General features: G+C 60.2%; 13 protein-coding genes and 1 pseudogene. 8 read left to right on the top strand and 6 right to left on the bottom strand.

The annotated features are described in order from the left end of the window. Positions 1-12: 12 nt before the first annotated feature. The 4 genes from V7Q10_RS07270 to bchF are packed head-to-tail and all read right to left on the bottom strand — an operon-like array spanning position 13 to position 6,944. Positions 13-3,579 carry a magnesium chelatase subunit H gene (locus V7Q10_RS07270; RefSeq protein WP_333868404.1) on the bottom strand — a complete coding sequence of 1,189 codons (3,567 nt, stop codon included), beginning with the start codon at positions 3,577-3,579 and terminating at the stop codon, positions 13-15. Then, positions 3,569-5,158, bottom strand: a complete 1,590-nt coding sequence (gene bchB, locus V7Q10_RS07265; protein WP_333868403.1) for a ferredoxin:protochlorophyllide reductase (ATP-dependent) subunit B — start codon at positions 5,156-5,158, stop codon at positions 3,569-3,571. The genes V7Q10_RS07270 and bchB overlap by 11 nt, the downstream gene beginning before the upstream one ends. Beyond that, on the bottom strand, positions 5,155-6,459 hold the full coding sequence (locus V7Q10_RS07260; RefSeq protein WP_333868402.1) for a ferredoxin:protochlorophyllide reductase (ATP-dependent) subunit N: 1,305 nt from the start codon (positions 6,457-6,459) through the stop codon (positions 5,155-5,157). Before V7Q10_RS07260 ends, bchB begins: the two co-directional genes overlap by 4 nt. Beyond that, positions 6,456-6,944 (bottom strand): 2-vinyl bacteriochlorophyllide hydratase, encoded by a 489-nt coding sequence (bchF, locus tag V7Q10_RS07255; protein WP_333868401.1) that lies wholly within the window; start codon positions 6,942-6,944, stop codon positions 6,456-6,458. Before bchF ends, V7Q10_RS07260 begins: the two co-directional genes overlap by 4 nt. Positions 6,945-7,263: 319 nt before the next feature. Here bchF and V7Q10_RS07250 point away from each other — a divergent pair, with 319 nt between their 5' ends. From V7Q10_RS07250 to V7Q10_RS07220, 7 genes are all read left to right on the top strand, one after another. Then, complete coding sequence (locus tag V7Q10_RS07250; RefSeq protein ID WP_333868400.1) at positions 7,264-8,055, top strand: cobalamin B12-binding domain-containing protein; 792 nt, start codon at positions 7,264-7,266, stop codon at positions 8,053-8,055. Positions 8,056-8,108: 53 nt separating this feature from the next. Beyond that, positions 8,109-9,524 (top strand): transcriptional regulator PpsR, encoded by a 1,416-nt coding sequence (ppsR, locus tag V7Q10_RS07245; protein WP_333868399.1) that lies wholly within the window; start codon positions 8,109-8,111, stop codon positions 9,522-9,524. 175 nt (positions 9,525-9,699) lie between these two features. Further along, positions 9,700-10,608: a chlorophyll synthase ChlG gene (chlG, locus tag V7Q10_RS07240; RefSeq protein ID WP_333868398.1), complete on the top strand. Its 909-nt coding sequence runs from the start codon at positions 9,700-9,702 to the stop codon at positions 10,606-10,608. Continuing rightward, positions 10,605-11,906 (top strand): BCD family MFS transporter, encoded by a 1,302-nt coding sequence (locus tag V7Q10_RS07235; RefSeq protein ID WP_333868397.1) that lies wholly within the window; start codon positions 10,605-10,607, stop codon positions 11,904-11,906. The genes chlG and V7Q10_RS07235 overlap by 4 nt, the downstream gene beginning before the upstream one ends. Next, positions 11,903-13,087 carry a geranylgeranyl diphosphate reductase gene (locus V7Q10_RS07230; protein ID WP_333868396.1) on the top strand — a complete coding sequence of 395 codons (1,185 nt, stop codon included), beginning with the start codon at positions 11,903-11,905 and terminating at the stop codon, positions 13,085-13,087. The genes V7Q10_RS07235 and V7Q10_RS07230 overlap by 4 nt, the downstream gene beginning before the upstream one ends. A 24-nt stretch (positions 13,088-13,111) precedes the next feature. Further along, positions 13,112-13,651 carry an isopentenyl-diphosphate Delta-isomerase gene (gene idi / locus V7Q10_RS07225; RefSeq protein ID WP_333868395.1) on the top strand — a complete coding sequence of 180 codons (540 nt, stop codon included), beginning with the start codon at positions 13,112-13,114 and terminating at the stop codon, positions 13,649-13,651. After that, the gene (locus tag V7Q10_RS07220; protein WP_333868394.1) at positions 13,638-14,642 is read left to right on the top strand and encodes an NAD(P)H-binding protein; all 1,005 of its coding nucleotides are present in this window, start codon (positions 13,638-13,640) and stop codon (positions 14,640-14,642) included. Before idi ends, V7Q10_RS07220 begins: the two co-directional genes overlap by 14 nt. 2 nt (positions 14,643-14,644) lie before the next feature. On the opposite strand, the gene V7Q10_RS07215 is transcribed toward V7Q10_RS07220, so the two are convergent. Further along, entirely contained in the window at positions 14,645-15,424 is a 780-nt protein-coding gene (locus V7Q10_RS07215) for a cobalamin B12-binding domain-containing protein (RefSeq protein WP_333868393.1), read from the bottom strand. Between the two features lie 532 nt (positions 15,425-15,956). On the opposite strand from V7Q10_RS07215, the gene V7Q10_RS07210 reads away from it, so the two are divergent. Next, positions 15,957-16,874, top strand: a complete 918-nt coding sequence (locus tag V7Q10_RS07210; protein ID WP_333868392.1) for a hypothetical protein — start codon at positions 15,957-15,959, stop codon at positions 16,872-16,874. A gap of 286 nt (positions 16,875-17,160) precedes the next feature. Here V7Q10_RS07210 and V7Q10_RS07205 read toward each other — a convergent pair. Next, a pseudogene (locus V7Q10_RS07205) lies at positions 17,161-17,676 on the bottom strand (Crp/Fnr family transcriptional regulator); the annotation flags it as partial. Positions 17,677-18,436 lie beyond the last annotated feature (760 nt).

The raw sequence follows: 18,436 nt of genomic DNA, 5'->3' as shown, positions 1-18,436 counted from the left end.
GGCAAGGCTGTCTCATTCGGCTGCAATCCCTTCCAAACGGTCTTCCAATTCATCCGCAGCCCCCTGCAAAGCCGCAAGGGTGGCGGCGTCAGGCGACCAATAGTTACGCTCAGAGGCCTCGATCAGCCGATTGGCCATCCGCGCCGAGGCTTGCGGATTCAGCGCCGCCAAGCGCTGGCGCATCGCCGCATCCAGCACAAAGGTCTCTGACAGGCGCTGATAGACCCAAGGTTCAACCGCCTCGGTGGTGGCCGACCAACCAACGGTATTGGTCACATGCGCCTCGATCTGGCGCACGCCCTCGGCGCCATGCTTCAGCAGGCCCTCAAAGAACTTCGGGTTCAACATCCGCGACCGGCTTTCCAGCGCGATCTGATCGCGCAGGCTGCGGATCTTGCCGCTGCCGCGGGTCTGGTCCGAGATATAGACAGGTGTGTCGCTGCCGCGTTGGCGTTTCACCGCCCGCGCAATGCCACCCAGCGTGTCAAAATAATGGTCCACCGAGGTGACACCCAATTCGACCGATTCCAGATTTTGATAGGCAAGTTCCACATTCTGCAGCGATTTTTGCAAAATCCCCGCCTGTTTCACCGCCTTGCCGTTGCGCCCATAGGCAAAGGATTTGCGCGCCTCATAGGCATCGGCCAATTCATCTTCGCCGCCAAAGGCCGAACTGTCGACCAATTGGTTGACGTTAGAGCCATAAGCACCCTCGGCATTGGAAAACACCCGCAGGGCGGCAGTTTCCATATCAACGCCCATCTCTTCAGCCGCCCGCAGCGCATGGGCGCGGATGAAGTTTTGGCTCAGCGGCTCGTCGGCCATGGCGCATTTATAGGCGGCCTCGGCCAGCATTTTGGTTTGCAAAGGCAGCAGGTCGCGGAAAATCCCCGACAGCGTCATCAGCACATCAATGCGCGGGCGGCCAAGCTGCGCCAGCGGGATCAGATCGGCCCCCGAGAGCCTGCCATAGGCGTCAAAGCGCGGCCGCGCCCCCATCAGCGCCAAGGCCTGCGCAATCGGGCCGCCGTCGGATTTGATATTGTCCGACCCCCAAAGCACCAGCGCAATCGAGCGTGGCAGCGTCGGATGGGCCGCCAGCAAACGCTCAGCCTGCGCCGCGCCATCGCGCAGGGCAAATTCGGTCGGCATCCGGAAGGGGTCAAAGGCGTGAATATTGCGCCCCGTTGGCAAGATCTGCGGCGAGCGGATCAGATCGCCACCGGGCACCGGTGCGATAAAGCGGCCGGAAAGCGCGCGCAAAACCGCAGGGATTTCCGTGTCTTGCTGCAATTGGCGATCAATGCGCGCGCGCGCCACATCATCCATCGGCGGCAGCAGATCCAGATATTCGGCGCGCGCTGCATCCGACATCGGCCGCCCGACGATGTGCAAGCCATCCGGGATCAGGGCGGCTTCGGCCTCAAGCAGTTTCAGCCACAGCGCTGCGGGCTTTTGCCCGCCCATATCGACGGCCACGGCTTGCTCGGCGATCAAGGCCTCTAGATCGGCGCGCTCGGGCGCATCGGCGGGCTGGCTGCGCCAGCGCGTCAGGCTGTCTTTCAGCTCGACCAAGCCTTTGTAAAGCCCGGCTTGCGCCAAGGGAGGTGTCAGATGCGAGATGGTGATGGCATTTGAACGGCGCTTGGCCAAAGAGGCCTCGGAGGGATTGTTGGCCGCGTAAAGATAGATATTCGGCACCTCGCCGATCAGCCGATCTGGCCAATCGCGCCCGCCAAGGCCGGCTTGCTTGCCCGGCATGAATTCCAAAGCGCCGTGCATGCCGAAATGCAGATAGGCATCGGCGCCAAAGCTGTCGCGCATCCACAAATAGAACTGCACAAAGGCATGGGTGGGGGCAAAGCCGCGTTCAAACAGCAACCGCATCGGGTCGCCCTCATAGCCAAAGGTGGGCTGAAGCCCGATAAAGACATTGCCAAATTGCTTGCCCAGCACAAACACCCGGCTGCCATCGCTTTGCACCTTGCCTGGTGCCGGGCCCCAGACGGCCTCCAGCTCTTTCAGCGTCGCAGTGTTGCGAACGATGTGATCGGCGCTGACAAAGGCTTCGACATTGGCAGGCTGGCCATAGGTTGCCGCATTGCCGCCCAACACCGCCTCGCGCAGATCAGCGACGGAGGCGGGCACCTCTAAACTGTAGCCCTCGGCCTTCATGGCGCGCAGGGTGTTGTGCAGGCTTTCAAACACCGACAAATAGGCGGCGGTGCCCGCAGCCCCTGCATTGGGCGGAAAGCCGAACAGCACGATGCCGACCTTTTTCTGCGCATTGCGCATCTGGCGCAGACGGGCCAGACGCAGGGTCTTTTCGGCCAAAGCGGTGATCCGCTCGGGGCAGGGCGACATCGCCCGGCTTTCAGCGCCACCGGCGCACATATGCGCGCAGCCGGTGCAGCCCTCAAGCCCGTGGCGGCCAGCAAAGACCGTGGGATTGGTTGCGCCGTCAATCTCGGGCAGCGCGATCAGCATCGTGGTCTCGATCGGGCCCAGCCCCATGCCGGCAGAGGCCCATTGCCCAAGGGTTTGAAATTCCAGCGGATGGGCCGCGATATAGGGCACATCCAGCGCGCTTAGCGCTGCCACAGCGGCTGGGCTGTCGTTATAGGCAGGCCCGCCCACCAGCGAAAATCCGGTCAGCGACACCATGGCGTCAATGCCGCGGTCTTTGGTCGAGAAATAGGCGTCAATCGCGGGGCGGCCATCAAGCCCACCGGCAAAGGCCGGAATGCAGGCAATGCCGCGCGCTTCAAAGGCCGCAATCACCGCATCATAATGCGCGGTATCCGAAGCCAGCACATAAGAGCGCAGCATCAACAGCCCCACCGTCAGCTTGGCCCCGGCAGGGCGTGGCAGATCGGCAAGATCGGTGGTCATCCGGTTGGGCAGGGCGGGGTGGTAAAGCCCAACCTCGGGGTAATCAATCGGCGCTTTGGCCACAGCGCCGCGCCAGTCTTTGCGCGCGGCATAGCGGCCCAGCAAGAACCGCATCATTTGTTCGATATTGTCGTCTGATCCGCCCAGCCAATATTGCATCGACAAAAACCAAGCCCGCAGATCCTGCGCCTTGCCCGGAATCCAGCGCAGGATTTTCGGCAGCCGGCGCAGCATCGACATTTGCTTTTCGCCAGAATTGGCGCTGGTTTTCGCGCTGGGTTTCAGCTTTTTCAGCAGCGTCATCGTGGCCGAGGCGGGTTTGGACATATCCAAATCGCCCATTTTGGTCAGCCGCACGATGGCGCTGTCGGCGATGACACCGATAAAGGCATCGACGCGGGCGCGGGCCTCGGTCAGGTCGGGCAGGATGGCGGTGATATGTTCTTCGATGAACAACAGGTTGGCGACGATGATATCGGCAGTTTGCAGATCGGATTTGCAGCGGGCAAGCGCGGCGGGGTTTTCGGCCCATTCGGCGGCGGCATGAATGGCGATGGTCAGGCCGGGGAAATCCTGAGACAGGCGCGGCGCGATGCGTGCGGCAGGGCCTGCGGCATGCTGATCAAGCGTGACCACAACGATGTTGTAGCCGACCTTTGTGCCTGTCAGAGGGGGATCAGCGCGCATAATGGGCTTTGGCCTCGTAAAGGGTTTCGACGGAAATCGCAGTGACACCTTTGGTTTCGGCGTATTTCTCGGTATTGCGGCGGGCCTTGCCGCGCACAAAGAAGGGGATCTTTTTCAGCTCGTTTTCGGCGTCCGACAGCCAGACGATTTCGCCGGCGATTTGCGGCTGGGCTGGGGTGACGGCCGCAACAGGGGCGGCCTCGGCGGGCATCGAGCCCGCAGATGCCGCGGCCGCAGGTGCTGCCTCGGCGCCAGCATCGCGGGGTTTGTGCGTGCCGCCATGGTGCGAGGCCCCAGCCTCGTCATGAAATTCGAAATCGTCGCGGAACATATGCAGCAGATGCTCTTCCAGCCCCATCACCAGCGGATGCACCCAAGTGTCAAAGATTACATTCGCGCCTTCCCAGCCCATTTGTGGCGAGTAGCGGGCAGGGAAATCTTGCACATGCACCGGGGCCGAGATCACAGCACAGGGGATGCCCAGACGCTTGCCGATGTGACGCTCCATCTGGGTGCCAAGGATCAGCTCGGGTTGCAGGGCGGCGATGGCGGCTTCGACCTCGAGGTAATCGTCAGAAATCAGCGCCTCGACGCCGAAGTCTTTCGCCAGCGCGCGGATCGGGCGGGCCATTTCGCGGTTAAAGCAGCCAAGGCCTGCGACCTCGAAGCCCATCTCGTCGCGGGCAATGCGGGCGGCGGCGGCGACATGGGTGCCATCGCCGAACAAGAACACCCGCTTGCCGGTCAGATAGGTGCTGTCGACGCTGCGGGTCCACCAAGGCAGGCGCAGACGGCTGGTGTCGCTGACCACGGGCAGGCCGGTGATCTGCGCCACTTCGGCCAGAAAGTCCTTGGTGGCACCGACGCCGATCGGCACACATTTGGTATAGGGCTGTTTGAAATTGGTCTCGAGCCAGCGCGCCGCGGATTCTGCATGTTCTGGATACATCAGCACGTTGAAATGTGCCGCCCCCAGCCGCGCGATATCGGAAGGACGCGACCCCATCGGGCCCACCACATTCACCGCGATGCCCATATCGGCCAAGAGGCGGGTGACTTCGGTGATGTCATCGCGGTGGCGAAAGCCAAGCGCTGTGGGGCCGATCAGATTGGCGGTGATCTGCTCGGTTCGTGCGCAGGGTTTGGCCAGATGGCGGACGATCTGCAAGAAGGTCTCGTCGGTGCCAAAGCCTTCTTTGCGCTGATAGCTTGGCAGATCCAGCGGGATCACCGGCAGACCCAGCCCCATGCTTTCGGCAAGGCCAGCGGGGTCGTCCTGGATCAGTTCGGCGGTGCAAGAGGCCCCGACGATCAGCGCTTCGGGCGCAAAGCGGTCCACCGCGTCTTGGCAGGCGGTTTTGAACAAGGTGGCGGTGTCGCCGCCCAGATCGCGGGCCTGAAAGGTGGTATAGGTCACCGGCGGGCGGTGATCGCGGCGTTCAATCATGGTGAACAAGAGATCGGCATAGGTGTCGCCTTGCGGGGCGTGCAAGACGTAGTGCAGCCCCTTCATGCCGGTGGCGACCCGCATCGCGCCGACATGGGGCGGGCCTTCATAGGTCCAAAGCGTCAGCTTCATTCTGCGGCCTCCAGATGGGGGCCCGCAGGCGGAGCAAGCGGGGCCAAAAGCGCGCGGCGGCGCAGAGGGCGGGCAAAAAGGGATGCAAGATCAGCGGCTTGTTCGTAGAAATGCACCGGCGTGAACACCAGCTCGATCGCCCATTTGGTGGCAAGACCCTCGGCTTCCAGCGGATTGGCCAGACCCAGACCGCAAACCGTCAGATCGGGGCGGGCCTCGCGCACGCGGGTCAGTTGCAGATCAACGTCCTGGCCTTCGGAAAGGGTCGGGCCCTCGGCCAAAAGCGCAAGCTCTTGCGCCATCAGATCGCGGTGCAAAAACGGCGTGCCGACTTCAATCGCACGCATGCCGCATTCGCGGGTCAAAAACCGTGCAAGCGGGATTTCAAGCTGGCTGTCGGGGAAAAAGAACACCGATTTATCCGCCAAGGTCTGCGCCACCATCGCCACGGCTTTTTCTGCCCGCGCGCGCGGCGCTGCGGTGGCGGCGGCAAAAACCTCGGCCGAGACGCCGAATTCGGTGGCAATCGCTTGCAGCCAAAGCGTGGTGCCCTCGGCGCCAAAGGGGAAGGGCGCGGCGATATGGCGCGCACCTCGACCCAAAAGTGCTGCATGGGTGTCGCCCAAGAACGGCTGCACCAGCGCAAAAACCGTGTTCTCGCCCACCGCAGGGGTTTGCTCAGACCGGCGCGCAGGCAGGCAGGTGACCTGTGTGATCCCCATCGCCGCCAGCAGCGCCAGCGCCTGATCTTCGACCACATCGGGCAAAGCGCCGACAAGCAGCAGTTGCTTTTCGGTGGTTTCCGGCAGGCTTGGCACCATCGAGGCCAGGCAGGCATCTTCGCCTTGGGTAAAGGTGGTTTCGATCCCCGAGCCGGAATAATTCAGCACCCGCACATGTGGCGCGTGCTTGATGCTCATGCGCTCGGCAGCGCGGTGAAGGTCAAGCTTGATCACTTCCGAAGGGCAAGAGCCCACCAGAAACAGCTGGCGAATGTCAGGCCGGCGTGACAGCAGCCGATCAACCTCGCGGTCAAGCTCGGTTTGTGCGTCGGCCAGACCGGCCAAGTCTTTTTCTTCCAGAATGGCGGTGCCAAAGCGCGGCTCGGCAAAGATCATCACCCCAGCCGCTGATTGCAGCAGATGCGCGCAGGTGCGACTGCCGACCACCAAAAAGAACGCATCCTGCATCTTGCGGTGCAGCCAGATGATGCCGGTCAGCCCGCAAAACACCTCGCGCTGGCCGCGCTGTTTCAGCACCGGCGTGGCGCTGCACCCCGTGTTGAGCAGCGGCGCGTTCATGCCTGCACCATCGCGTCAAGCCGTGCCAGCCGCAGCTTCCACAGGAATTGCGCGGCGTTCACCGCATAGGTTACATAGGCGGTCAGCGCCAAGACCATCTCGCCCACTGGCCCCAAAACCCCAGTCCAAAGCGCTATCAAATAGCCAGTGTGCAGCGCGATGACGGCAAAAGAAATCATGTCTTCCCAGAAAAACGCCGGCGCCAGAAGATATTGACCAAAGACGACCTTTTCCCAAATCGCGCCGGTGATCATGATGAGATACAGCAAAAAGGTTTTGATCAGGATCGACACCGTCGCCGCCAGATAGCCCTGATCGGTCGCCAGATAGCGCAGCACCAATACCACCGAGACCGCGAAAGCCAGAAATTGCACAGGCGCCAGCAGACCCTGCACGAGGGTCCATTTTGTCGCATCCCGACGGGCTCGTTCCTCGGCCGTGTACAGCGGCTTGCGTGGCGGCCTTGTAGAGTGATTCTTTGGCATGATCAGTCTTTCCGAAGGCGTCTGTTAAGCTGAACTTAACCCCCCGATTCTGAATGTGTCAATTAAAAGTTACACAATTTTGGTTGACACCGACTGCGGACTGCCTGGAGCTCTGTGAAAGTTTTGAAGCAGAAATTTTGACTATTATTATTTATTTACATAGCCTTGCAAAAAATGGGGTAAGCTCTTAGACTTTAGACTGTCAATTTTCTTTGACAAAAGAATACGCCTAACAGAAGGTTACCTCAAAGGATGTCCCCGATCGTGCTGACAGAGCGTTGCTGCGGTTGTGTGGGGCACTTTGTGGAGGGCTCTTCGGATGCAGGCTTTTCATCCGCGCGATCAAGCGACTGCGGCGAGCCAAGATGGCGGCGCAGTTACGTCTTTTGCATCGCAAGTCGTCTCGATGCTGGCAAGTCGCAGCGCGCGCGCGGTGTCAGAGCTGCGCGAGCCGGTGATTGTGGGGCTGGTGGCGGCCTCGACCTCGGGCAGCAAGGATGCGTTTGCCAGCCTTTTGCTCGAAGTGCGCCGTGCGCGGATCACTCTGGCGGCGCTGGCAGATCTTTATATCCCCGAAGCCGCGCGTCGGATGGGGCAGGCTTGGCTCGACGATCAGATGTCTTGGATGGATGTGTCAATCGGGGTCGGGCGGATGCAAAGCCTTCTGCGCGAGATTGGCGCGGCTTGGGCGGCCGATCAGGCGGGCGACGCGGGGCATGGCACGGTGTTGTTGCTGGTGGCCGAGCGCGAACAGCACACCTTGGGGCCTATGGTGGTGATGGGCCAGCTGCGCCGCTTTGGCGTTTCGGTCTGCCTGCGGATTGCGCCAACCTTTGCCGAGTTGAATACTTTGCTGGCAACACGACAGTTCGACGGGATTTTGATCTCGGTTTCCACCAAAGACAAGCTGGAAGCCGTTGCAAAGACCGTGGAATTTTTGAAAAATCTGATGAGCCAGCCCTGTCCGATCGTGGTGGGTGGGGCGGTGATGGCAAGAGTGGAGGATCTGGCTGCATGCACAGGGGCTGATTTCTCGACCAATGACATCGGTGCGGCTCTTGAGGGAATTGGCCTTAAGTTCGACGCCTCCTGCGTGCTTCGGCGCGCGTAAACATACCGCTGTCCCGATCGGACGGGTGGGCGGCAAAAATGGCGAACAATGCAGTGAAGACGGACACAGAACACTTTTTCGACCCCAAAACGCTGCCCTTGCTTGACCCGGCGCTGATGGCGCAGATCGTGACAACGGCGGCGGATTTGTCGGTGATTGTTACTGCCGATGGGCGGGTCAAGGCCGTTATGGTCAACCCGCATCATGCGGCCTTTGGGCAATTGCAAAGCTGGGTGGGCCAACCGTTTGACGATTGTGTGGCCGAAGAAAGCCGCGATAAATTTGCGCGCCGCCTTAAGGCTATCAGCGCGCCTGGGGCAAAGTCTTTGGTGGTCGAGGTCAATCATACCGGCCACACGATGTGGGAGTTCCCGATCCGCTATACCATGCACTGGATGGAGCGCGAGCAGTCGATCCTGATGCTGGGCCGCGACATGCGCCCGATTGCCGAGATGCAGCAGCAATTGGTGATGGCGCAAATTGCGCTGGAGCGCGATTACGAGGCGCAGCGCGAGATGGACACCCGTTACCGCGTGCTGATGGAAGCGACGCGCGATGCGATGATCTTGCTTGCGATGAACACCGGTCGCATTGTCGATCTGAATGCGGCGGCGGCGCTGATGCTGGGGGCACCGCGCCAAGATCTGGCGGGCAGCTCGATTGCGCAGGAATTTGACGGCAGACGGCGGGGCGAGTTTCTGGAAAGCCTGTCCAGCATCGCCTCTTCTGATACCGTCAGTCCGGTGGAATTGGTGGCGCGCCGGTCGCAACGCAAGCTGCGGGTGATCCCCAAGCTGTTCCGTGCGGCAGGCGAGCGGTTCATGCTCTGCCGTCTGGAAGCCCCCGATGAGGTCACCGCAGCGATCAGCGAGGTGAGCGATAATCTGGAACGGCTTTACCACGAAGGCGTGGATGCCATTGTTTTCCTTGATCAAGACGGGCTGATCACCTTTGGCAACGATGCCTTTATGAAGCTGACCGACAGCGCCTATTTGACCAATGTGCGTGGCCGGTCTTTGGCCGATTTTCTGGTGCGCGGCGTGGTGGATCTGCGGGTGATCTTGGACAACGCGCGCCGCTCGCGGCATTTGCGGCTGTATTCGACCAAGCTGATGAATGAATTCAACGGCCAGATCTCGGTCGAGATTTCGGCGACGCATCTGAACGACCGCCCCGCGCCGGGCTTTGCTTTGGTGATCCGTGATGCCAGCCGCAGCGATCTGCTGCGCCGCCCCGGCATGACCACCGGCGAAGACGGCATGCGCAGCGTGATGGAATTGGTCGGATCGTCCAGCCTGAAAGACATCGTGTCGGAAACCACCGATGTGGTGGAAAAGATGTGCATTCAGACCGCGGTCGATTTGACCCGCAACAACCGGCTTGCTGCGGCAGAAATGCTGGGCCTGTCGCGGCAATCGCTTTATGTCAAGCTGCGCAAATTTGGCTTGCTGGAAAAGGGCGACGAGTAGTTTAGCTTCCGCTAAGGCCAAAGGCGTCCCGAAAGGGGCGTCTTTTTGCGTTTAAACAGGCAGCTATTGGTTGATTTTTGCGCTTGCCTGCCTGTGACGCCCGCTGCGGCATTTCTGTCTGTTTGATTTACACTCTGTGCTTGCCCGACTCGAAAATGTAAGGCAAAGTTGACAGATGACTGTATCATCCGACTTACATATCCCCGCCCGTCCGCAGCCCAAAGCCATGTTGGAGCTGATAAAGCCGATCACATGGTTTCCGCCGATGTGGGCCTATCTTTGCGGCATCGCTTCGGTCGGTGTCTCGCCTTGGGGCGCTTGGCCCTTGGTGCTTTTGGGGGTGATCCTTGCGGGGCCGGTGGTTTGCGGGATGTCGCAGGCGGCCAATGATTGGTGCGACCGCCATGTCGATGCGGTGAATGAGCCGCACCGCCCTATCCCTTCGGGGCGGATTCCGGGGCGCTGGGGGCTTTGGATTGCGCTGGCGATGTCGGGGCTGTCTTTGGTCTTGGGGTGGTTTTTGGGGCCTTGGGGCTTTGCGGCGACCGGCGTTGGTGTGCTGGCGGCTTGGGCCTATTCGGCCGAGCCGGTGCGGCTGAAGCGGTCGGGCTGGTGGGGGCCGGGGCTGGTTGGCCTGTGCTATGAGGGGCTGCCGTGGTTCACGGGGGCGGCCGTGCTGTCACAAGGCCTGCCGCATTTTCCGGTGGTGACCATGGCACTGCTTTACGCCTTTGGCGCGCATGGCATCATGACACTGAATGATTTCAAAGCCCTAGAGGGCGACAAGCTGCACGGTGTGCGCTCGCTTCCCGTCACCTTGGGCCCTGATGTTGCGGCCAAAGTCGCCTGCACGGTGATGGCTTTGGCGCAGGCCTTGGTGATTGCGATGCTGCTGATCTGGGGGCGGCCGTGGCATGCTTTGGCGGTGACGGTTCTGCTGGCGCTGCAAATCTGGGCGATGCGCACGCTGCTGTCTGACCCCAAGGGCCGCGCGCCTTGGTATCAGGCCACGGGCATCGGCATGTATGTCAGCGGCATGATGATCACCGCTTTTGCGCTGCGCAGTCTGGAGGCTTTGCCATGACCTATCTGTCTTGGGTGTCGATTTTTCGGTTGGGGGCGGTGCAGCTGTGCCTTGGCGCGATTGTGGTGATTTGCACCTCGACGCTGAACCGGCTGATGGTGGTCGAGGCGGCTTTGCCGGCCCTGCTGCCGGGGCTCTTGGTGGGCTTGCATTACGCGGTGCAGATCACGCGGCCAACTTGGGGCTACCGCTCGGACACCGGCGGCAATCGCACGCGGTTTATCATTCTGGGCATGGCCGCGCTGGGGCTGGGCGGATTTCTGGCGGCCTTGGGATTTGTGCTGATGGCGCAAAGCTTTGTCGCAGGGTTGGCGCTGTCGATCTTGGCCTATGCTATGATCGGCGCGGGGGTGGGGGCCTCTGGCACCTCGCTTTTGGCGCTGCTGGCCACGGTCACGCATCCGCGGCGGCGGGCGGCGGCGGCGACGATCACCTGGCTGATGATGATTTTTGGCATTGCGGTGACGGCCACGGTGGTGGGCAAGTCGCTTGACCCCTATTCGCCCGAGCGGCTGCTGCGTGTGGTGGGCATCGTGGGGCTGGTGGCGCTGATGCTGACCACGCTGGCGGTCTGGGGGATCGAGGCGCGCCACGCGGGGGGCCCCGCCGAGCCTACCGCCAAACCGCTGCCCTTTCGCGAAGGTCTGGCCGAGATCTGGGCCGAGCGGCGGGCGCGCAATTTCACCCTATTCATCTTTTTGTCGATGGTCGCCTATTTCATGCAAGAGCTGATCCTAGAGCCCTATGCCGGTCTGGTGTTCGACTTTACCCCCGGGCAATCGACGCAGCTTTCGGGCGCGCAGAATGCCGGCGTCTTTGTTGGCATGCTGACGGTGGGGATTGCTGCAACCGGTTTGCGGATCGGGTCGCTGCGGGCTTGGGTGATGGCGGGCTGTGCGGGGTCGGCGCTGGCACTGCTGGCGCTTGCGATGGCGGGGCAAATGGCGGCGGGGGCGGGGCTTATCCAACCCGCGACCATCGCCCTTGGGCTTTTCAACGGCATGTTTGCGGTCGCAGCGATTGGCTCGATGATGGCGCTGGCGGGCGAAGGCCGCGAAGCGCGCGAGGGCACGCGGATGGGGCTTTGGGGGGCTGCGCAAGCGATTGCGGCAGGGCTTGGCGGAATTTTGGGCGCAGGGGCGGTAGATCTGGCGCGCGTGCTGATGGGCAATGCCTCGGCCTTTGGGCTGGTGTTTGTGGCAGAGGCTGGGTTGTTTTTGGGGGCCGCCCTGATGGCGGCTCGGGTCATCGAAGCGCGGCAAGACAGTGGTCTGCCGGCGATGGTAGCGGGAGAATGAAGATGTTTGATGTCGTGGTCATCGGTGGCGGCCCCTCGGGGGCGACGGCTGCGAATGATTTGGCCCGCGCGGGCTGCGATGTGGCTTTTCTGGACAGGGCCGGGCGGATCAAGCCCTGTGGTGGTGCAATTCCGCCGCGGCTGATCGAGGATTTCTCGATCCCCGATAGCCAGTTGGTCGCCCATATTCAAACCGCGCGCATGGTGTCGCCCACGGGGCGCTCGGTGGATATTCCGATCGAGAACGGCTTTGTCGGCATGGTCGACCGCGAGCATTTTGACGAGTTTTTGCGCGCAAGGGCGGTGTCGAATGGCGCAAGCCGTGTCACCGGCACCTATCTGCGCATCGAACGCGAAGCCGCCGCGACCCATGTGATCTACCGCGACAAGGCCACGGGGGCCGAGATGCGGCTGACCACGCGGCTGGTGATCGGCGCCGATGGCGCGCGCTCGGTTGTGGCCAAGACCGAAGTGCCCGGCGGCGACCGCATTCCCTATGTCATTGCCTATCACGAGATCCTGAAAGCGCCGCCCAAAAGTGCTGCCTATGATCCGATCCGCTGCGATGTGATCTATGATGGCCGCATCAGCCCCGATTTTTATGGCTGGGTGTTTCCGCATGGCGATCAGGTCAGCGTTGGCATGGGCACCGGGCTTGAGGGGGTGGATCTGAAACATGCCACCGCCGATCTGCGCGCGGCCTCGGGTTTAAGCGATTGCGAAACCATCCGGCGCGAGGGCGCGCCAATTCCGCTGCGCCCGATGGATCGTTGGGACAATGGCCGCGATCTGGTCTTGGCGGGCGATGCGGCGGGGGTGGTGGCGCCGTCCTCGGGTGAGGGGATTTACTATGCCATGGCAGGCGGGCGGGCAGCGGCCACAGCCGCGCAGGCGACGCTGGCCACGGGCCGTGCCTCGAAACTGCGCTTGGCGCGCAAGATGTTCATGAAGGAACATGGCACGGTGTTCAAAGTGTTGCGCTCGATGCAGGATGCCTATTACCAATCGGACGAGCGGCGCGAGCGGTTTGTGAGCCTGTGTCACGACGTCGATGTGCAAAAACTGACGTTCGAGGCCTATATGAACAAGAAGCTGGTCAATGCCCGCCCCTTGGCGCATCTGAAGATTGGCGTTAAGAATGTGCGGCATTTGTTGGGCTGGGTCGCGCCCGAACACGTTTAACCCGCCACTGTCACCGGAGCGAAGATGCAAGAGATGATCCCTGCCTATGTCGAGGATGTGTTGACGCCAGTGGAAAAGCTGGCGGTGCATCAGCGCGGGCTGCGGCATCTGGCGATTTCGGTCTTTGTGATGCGGGGGGATAAAACCCTGCTGCAACGTCGCGCTTTGGGCAAATATCACACGCCGGGGCTTTGGGCGAACAGCTGCTGCACCCATCCGCGCTGGGGCGAGGCGGCCTTGGCCTGCGCCACGCGGCGCTTGCACGAGGAATTGGGCATCTCGGGGCTGGCGTTGCAGCGCGCGGGCGGCACTGAATACCGCGCCGATGTCGGGGGTGGGCTGATCGAACACGAGCTGGTGGATCTGTTTGTGGCCCAAGCACCTGCCGATCTGCAGATCACCCCCAACCCTGACGAGGTGCTGGAAACCGCTTGGGTGTCCTTGCCGGATCTGGCGCAGCAGGTGCAGGCCGAGCCTGCGCGCTTTACGCCTTGGCTGCGGATCTATCTTGCCGATGGCTGGGGCCGCGTCGCCGAAACCCTAAGTGCCAATGCCCATGTCTAAGCCGCGCATGCGGGTGATGTTGCTGGGGGCCACCGGCACCATTGGCCGCGCCACGCTCGATGCGCTGCTGGCGCGTGGCCACGAGGTGGTGTGTTTTCTGCGCGCCGATCCGCAATCCCCGCGCCGCGGTCTGCCCGAGGCCGCGATTTTGCGCTTTGGCGAGGTGACAGACCCGCAAGCCCTTGCGCGCGATGGATTTTGTGGCGAAAGCTTTGATGCTTTGGTGTCTTGCCTTGCCTCGCGCACCGGCCAGCCTGCCGAGGCTTGGGCGATAGATCATCAGGCGCATCTGGCCGCTTTGCACATCGCCCAAGCGCAGGGCGTGCGGCAGATGGTGCTGTTGTCGGCGATTTGCGTGCAGCGCCCACTTTTGGCGTTTCAGCAGGCCAAGCTGGCCTTCGAGTCCGCGCTGATCGCATCGGGGCTGACCTATAGCATCGTGCGGCCAACGGCGTTTTTCAAATCGCTGTCAGGGCAGGTGGCACGGCTGCGCCAAGGCAAGCCGTTTTTGATCTTTGGCGATGGTCAGTTGACCGCCTGCAAGCCGATCAGCGATGCCGATCTGGCGGAATATTTGGCCGATTGTCTGGACAACCCTTTGCGCGCAAACCAGATTTTGCCAATCGGCGGCCCTGGCCCTGCGATCACCCCGCGCGCGCAGGGCGAAGCGCTGTTTCGCCTGCTGGGCCAAACGCCGAAGTTCCGTTCGGTGCCGATTGGCCTGATGGATGCGATTATCGCGGCGCTTGGCCTTTTGGGGCGGCTGTCGCCAAAAGCGCGCGAAAAGGCCGAGCTTGCCAAGATCGGGCGCTATTATGCAACGCAATCGATGCTGGTCTTGAACCCAGAGACCGACCGCTATGACCCAGAGGCAACGCCTTCAACCGGCACAGACACGCTTTTCGACTTTTATGCCCGCCTTTTGCGTGACGAGGCTGCGGTGGATCTGGGCGCGCATGCGGTTTTCGCCACCAAAGCTGCATCGCCTTAGGGCTACGGCGCGCGTGGGGCCGTGTTCATCATCTTTTCCATATAGTCAAAGGCGGTGTCAAAATCTGCGGCGGCAACATCTGCCCCAACGATGCCATCCAGATGAAGATCCATCGCCGCAAGCCTACCGCAGATCATGATCCGCGCCTTGGGTTTGCACAGCCGCAGCGCCACAATCAGCTTTAACACCGCAGGCAGCACCCGCTTGCCACTGGCCGAAAGCCCAATCAGCGCGGTGTCTTGGTTTTCGACCTCTTCCACCAAAGCGTCATGGCTCAGACCGGTCAGCAGCGTGATGTCCCAGCCCCGGTCACGAGCCATATCTGCGGCCACGGTGATGCCAAGCGTATGGGTGTCATCGGGCACGCTGGCAAAAATCGCCGAGCGCCGCAGATCTTGCGCCGGCAGGGTGCGTTGCAACCGCAGCGTGCGCAAAATCGCATAGATGCCACTGGCCGCAATCGTGACCTTGTAAAACGACAGCTGGTCTTCATCCCACCACTCGCCCAAGCGCGCCGCAGCCCCTGCAAGATAGATCTGACACAGGGTGTCATAGCTAAAACCCTTGCGCTGCGCCTGCTCGATCAAACCAATCGCCGCAAGCGGGTCTTGCGACAACAAGGCCTGACACAGCTCGTCGATCTGCGCCGAGGTTGGACGCAATTCGGGCGGGATCGGCGCGCGCAAATTGTTGGCAACCCGTTTGACAACTTCTTTTGCCAAATCGGTCAGCGCGGTCTTGGGCAATGTTTTGCGAATGGTTTCGACTTCGCTGTAAGCCATTGAAAGCTTGCTTCGGTCTAACCGTACCGGCTCCAGCATCTTGACCCCCTCCAAAGTCATCGACGTCTCTAGCCTTAGAGATCTTAGCGTCTCTATTTTCTAGACCTAGGATCATAGCGCGATCTTAACACTTGGCAAGCCTCTGCTAGGGCGGTTTTGCCAAGTGGTTTCGCAGCTGTTTCCGGCGGTCATCTCTGAACAAAAACGGTAAAATCGCCTTGTTTTAGCGACGAAAGTTAAGGCGGCTAGGGTGTTGAATTGCGCGCCGATTTACAAAGTTTTCAGTCGGGCGAACGATGGGGTTCGTCTGCAACCCAAGACGGAAAAGCTGCGCAGCGCTGCCGCAATCCATCTGGTAGGTTTGGCCCAAACTGGCCTGAGAGCGGTGTCACGGGCCGCGACAAAGTTTGGCACAAAGAATCGCCGCAGCGTCGTCTGCCCGCGGGGCTTTGGCGGAAATCCTTGACCTTGCGCACCATTCGCGACAAAAGCGGTTCATAATATTTAACGGTTTTTGGTAAAAGTGAGCCCTATGCTTGATATTGTAATTCGTCCCGTTGGGCGCATGACAAACCAGATGATGCAGGTCTTGGTGGCAGAGCGTTATGCGCAAAAATTTGCGGGGACGACGATTTCAGGGGCCGCACTGGCCGAGTGGCGCTACCCAGAAGCCCCAGTTTCGCGCGGGCATCACAGCTTTCCCAAGATTGATATCCAGCGGTTTGATGTGGCCTATCTGGATGATTTGATTGCAACCGGTCAGCTCAAACAGCTTAAAATTAGAACGCCCTGCTGTAATATCAGCGCCTTTCCCGCGCTAAAACATGCGCAGTCTTTGTTCAAAGCGCCAAAACAGAGTTTTTATAAAACCGGCGCAAAGGATTTGGTCATTCATGTGCGCTTGGGGGATATCTTGGTACCGGGGCGGCACAGGGATTATCCGCCTTTGCCGATCGCCTATTACCAAAAGATCCTTGAGGAAAATGACCTGCGGCCCGTTTTTGTCGGCGAGTTGGGCGAGGATGTCTATTCAAAGGCTTTGCGCAAGGCCTTTCCAAAGGCCAAGATGATCGACAATGGCTCGGTTTTACATGATTTCCAAACGCTGCGGCAGGCGCAGAATATTGCGATTGGGGTCAGCACCTATTCGTGGATGGCGGCTTGGCTGGGCAATGCAAAACGCATCTTTTATCCATTGCGGGGGCTTTTTAATCCCTTGCAGGTGTCTTCGGTGGATATGGTGCCGCTAAAGGATCCGCGGTACACATTCTATCAGTTTCCAATCCGCCAATGGAATGCCGATGACGCTGATTTCGAGGCGCTTTTGCACGGCCCAAGCGAGGCCGAAGTTATCTCGCAACAAAAGGTCGCGGAATTGGTGCGCCAAAGTGCAGATTTGGCAGCCGCACATATCGAGGCATGGAAAACCCAAATTGAAGCAAGGCTTTAGGCAAAAGCTGTCTTTCGAGTGCTTTAACAAAGTGCCAAAGCTGGCCGATGCTTACGGTTTTTTCAGGGCAGGGGCCTGGTTGCAGGCATTGGGCGCCCGAGCCTAAGACCAAGCCTGTGTAACTTGCATCAGTGCAGCTTTGGCCTGGACTGCATAGCCTGAACCCAAGGTCGCCGGTCATCGCGGCCCAGATGTTTACCAGACCTTGGCCCTGTCAGATCCGCGCTTGGTTTCTCCTCGTGACCCTGCGTTTGATCTTGGCACCCGAGGTCTGGTTTCGGCCCCGCTACTTCAGCAAGGGTCCCTCGTGGTCCAGATAGCCGCGATCAAAACCGGCAAATTCGATCAGCGCGTCGTAATCGTCAAACACCACGCGGCCCTTCTGAAAGGTCAAAAGGCCTTGCTCGCGCAGTTCGCGCAGCACGCGGTTGACATGCACCGCACTTAGGCCCAAGGCGTCGGTCAGCAGATATTGCGACAGCGGGCAAGCATAGCCGTTGCGGTCGGCCATGCCGACCAAGCGCAGCCGCGCACCCAGTTCGAGCAGGAAATGCGCCATCCGCTCGGTGGCAGAGCGGCGGCCCAGATCTATAATATGTTCCACCAGCATCGCCTCATCGCGCGAGGCCGCCCAAAGAACTGCGGTGGCCAGACGCGGGGTCGCGCTAAAGGCCGCGAAGAGGTCGCTTTGCCTGATCTCCGAGGCCTGCACAGGCGTAATGGGTTCGACATTATGATCTGAGCTGCGGAAAAGTACCGAGCGCAGGCCCAGAAAATCGCCCGGAACCTTAAAGTTTACAATCAGGGCTGTGCGCCTGTTGCGCGCTTCTGTTTGGTTTTCACCTGAGGCGCGGTTCTCAAGCCAACAAATAAGAAAACCCGCCGAAGCGGGTTTGTCTTAGGTAGCTAATCTCCGAAGAGATTTTGGCTCCGGCGGTAGGGATCAAATAAAATTTATTATATAATAATATCAATATATTGAGTATCGCATGCCTTGCATTTGTGTACCGAGTTTCTGGAAATCTGTGTACCGAGTTTGGATTGCGCTCATGGTGGCGGGCTGCATTGGTCCCATGTTCTCATACTAAAATCATTGACCAACTTCATAAGTCAGGCGAGCCTTGCCGAACGCTGAGGTCCTTTTTCGTTTTGTTGTCGGGAGGCAGGCATGCGCGTACCAATTAAGTCAGCGATGACTGTATGGTCTGTTTCGGCTGTAACTTTTGCAGCCTTGCTTTTCTTTTTGATACCTCTACTTGCTGCCGCGCATTCTGGAGGACTAAACGCCCAAGGCTGCCATGCTGGTTCGCAACCCTATCACTGCCATCGGCCGCAGGTTCCTAACTCGCAGAACAGCCCCCCAGTCAAAAAGTCGCGGACTGGTATTTGCCATATAGAGGGCAGCAGGTATTATCTTCAGACAAAGAAGTTTACTCCGTTCAACAACATTTCTACTTGTCTAGCTTCCGGGGGGAGATTGCCTAAATGAGCCGGATTCTTTCTCGTATTGGCAGTTTAAGAACAGAACAAAGAGCGGTTCAGCTGTTACTCATAATCCTGAT

The sequence above is a fragment of the Cypionkella sp. genome (assembly GCF_036782355.1).
Classification (GTDB): Bacteria; Pseudomonadota; Alphaproteobacteria; order Rhodobacterales; family Rhodobacteraceae; genus Cypionkella.
The sequence above is the reverse complement of the archived record's forward strand: the minus strand, read 5'-3'. Positions and strand labels throughout refer to the sequence as shown.

Coding starts and splice junctions, on each gene's coding strand:
- V7Q10_RS07270 (WP_333868404.1), bottom strand. CDS start 3,579: ATGCGCGCTGATCCCCCTCTGACAGGCACAAAGGTCGGCTACAACATC.
- bchB (WP_333868403.1), bottom strand. CDS start 5,158: ATGAAGCTGACGCTTTGGACCTATGAAGGCCCGCCCCATGTCGGCGCG.
- V7Q10_RS07260 (WP_333868402.1), bottom strand. CDS start 6,459: ATGAACGCGCCGCTGCTCAACACGGGGTGCAGCGCCACGCCGGTGCTG.
- bchF (WP_333868401.1), bottom strand. CDS start 6,944: ATGCCAAAGAATCACTCTACAAGGCCGCCACGCAAGCCGCTGTACACG.
- V7Q10_RS07250 (WP_333868400.1), top strand. CDS start 7,264: ATGCAGGCTTTTCATCCGCGCGATCAAGCGACTGCGGCGAGCCAAGAT.
- chlG (WP_333868398.1), top strand. CDS start 9,700: ATGACTGTATCATCCGACTTACATATCCCCGCCCGTCCGCAGCCCAAA.
- V7Q10_RS07235 (WP_333868397.1), top strand. CDS start 10,605: ATGACCTATCTGTCTTGGGTGTCGATTTTTCGGTTGGGGGCGGTGCAG.
- V7Q10_RS07230 (WP_333868396.1), top strand. CDS start 11,903: ATGAAGATGTTTGATGTCGTGGTCATCGGTGGCGGCCCCTCGGGGGCG.
- idi (WP_333868395.1), top strand. CDS start 13,112: ATGCAAGAGATGATCCCTGCCTATGTCGAGGATGTGTTGACGCCAGTG.
- V7Q10_RS07220 (WP_333868394.1), top strand. CDS start 13,638: ATGCCCATGTCTAAGCCGCGCATGCGGGTGATGTTGCTGGGGGCCACC.
- V7Q10_RS07215 (WP_333868393.1), bottom strand. CDS start 15,424: ATGGCTTACAGCGAAGTCGAAACCATTCGCAAAACATTGCCCAAGACC.
- V7Q10_RS07210 (WP_333868392.1), top strand. CDS start 15,957: ATGCTTGATATTGTAATTCGTCCCGTTGGGCGCATGACAAACCAGATG.